The sequence below is a fragment of the Aquiflexum sp. genome, assembly GCF_041751335.1.
Taxonomy (GTDB): Bacteria; Bacteroidota; Bacteroidia; order Cytophagales; family Cyclobacteriaceae; genus Aquiflexum.
Genome location: NZ_JBGSXS010000331.1, coordinates 1 through 1,680, shown reverse-complemented (window position 1 = coordinate 1,680; position 1,680 = coordinate 1). Strand labels below are relative to the sequence as shown.

Annotated in this window: 3 protein-coding genes; all 3 read left to right on the top strand. The window is 41.1% G+C overall.

Annotated elements, in window-relative coordinates:
• Positions 1–243: hypothetical protein (locus ACEW8U_RS18585; RefSeq protein ID WP_373523560.1), on the top strand; the 243-nt coding region annotated here is incomplete at its 5' end.
• A gap of 4 nt (positions 244–247) precedes the next feature.
• Positions 248–769, top strand: a complete 522-nt coding sequence (locus ACEW8U_RS18580) for a CRISPR-associated protein Cas4 (RefSeq protein WP_373523559.1) — start codon at positions 248–250, stop codon at positions 767–769.
• Between the two features lie 10 nt (positions 770–779).
• On the top strand, positions 780–1,680 hold a 901-nt coding region (cas1b, locus tag ACEW8U_RS18575), incomplete at its 3' end, for a type I-B CRISPR-associated endonuclease Cas1b (protein ID WP_373523558.1).

Genomic DNA, 1,680 nt, shown 5'->3' with positions numbered 1-1,680 from the left:
CGGCACTTGATTATGGATCGCACAGAGGTCTTTACTGATAGAAAAAGGAATCTGAAAATGCTGCAATCCATTATGGCGATGTTCACATTCTCATTGTTTTCGGAATCAAAACTGGTCAAAGAACTGATTCAGGTTGGCAACAGGGAAGAGTACGGATATCTCTACCTAGTCAGTCATCGGGAGGTTTATGATTACGATAAAGGATTATTGGATCAGAAGTTTCAAGAAATGATATTCATTTGAAATAATGCAAATCAACGCTACCCTGATCAACCTTTACCATGTCTGCAAGCGACAAATGTGGCTTCATGCCAATGGTATTAGGATGGAACACAATTCAGATGTAGTGGCTGAAGGCAAACTTATAGGAGAAACGAGCTACCAAGCTAGGTCCCAGAAATACACCGAACTGCAAATAGACAATATCAAAATCGACTTTTACGATGCTAAAAACAAGGTGATCCATGAGGTGAAAAAATCAGACAAAGCGGAATACGCCCATATCGCTCAGGTGAAATACTATATGTATGTTTTGCAACAGCACAACATCGATGGTGTCACCGCAATCTTGGAGTACCCTAAAATGCGCCAAAGACAAGTGATAGAATGGGAAGAAGGGGATGAAATTATAGTAAAAAGGTGGATTCTTGAAATCCAGGGGTTAATCACACAGGAAAACTGCCCACCTCTGGAGAAAAAGAAGATCTGCCGTTCATGCAGCTATTATGATTTTTGTTACGCCAATGAAGAAAACATACTACCTCTTTAACCCGGGCCGATTGAGCAGAAAAGACAATACCCTTAAATTCACTCCGGTGGATGAAAATGAAAGGGAAGGTCAGCCCAAATATATTCCTGTGGAAGGTGTGTCCGACCTATACTGTTTCGGAAGCTTGGATGCGAATTCAGCCCTATACAATTTTCTGGGCAAAGCAGGGATCAGTGTCCATTTCTTTGACTATTACGAACATTATACCGGCAGTTTTCAGCCCAAGGAATATTTGCTTGCCGGAAAGATGCAGGTACAACAAACACTCCATTATGCCACCCAAGAGAAAAGGCTGAAAATCGCTAAAAAATTTGTGGAGGGAGCTGCATTCAACATTTCCAAAAACCTCAAGTATTATATCAACCGGGAAAAAGACCTGTCCGAAAAGCTTGAGAAAATCCAGGAGTTTAACACCAGAATCAATTTTTGTACCGAAATACCGGAACTGATGGGCATAGAGGGCAATATCAGGCAGGTCTATTATGAGGCATTTGATGTGATCCTAAAAGAACATGCCATGGAAGGCAGGAGCAAGCAACCTCCCCTGAATGAGGTGAATGCTTTGGTGTCCTTTGGGAACATGATGTGCTACACCATGTGTTTGGATCAAATCTACCATACCCAATTGAATCCTACGATCAGTTTTCTCCATGAACCGGGTTACCGACGTTATTCCCTTGCTTTGGACATTGCTGAAATTTTCAAACCCATTTTGGTTGACCGGGTGATCTTTAGGGTATTGAACAAAAAAGAGATACAGTCCAAGGATTTTGATATCCATATCAATAAAGTGGTGTTGAAAGAATCCGGAAAAAAGGTGTTTATCAAAGCCTTTGAGGAAAGACTGAATGAAACCATCAAACACAGGACCTTGAACAAGCATGTCAGCTATAAACATTTGGTCAAATTGG

Excerpts from the sequence above, each read along its gene's own strand:
- ACEW8U_RS18580 (WP_373523559.1), top strand. The coding sequence starts at position 248 with ATGCAAATCAACGCTACCCTGATCAACCTTTACCATGTCTGCAAGCGA.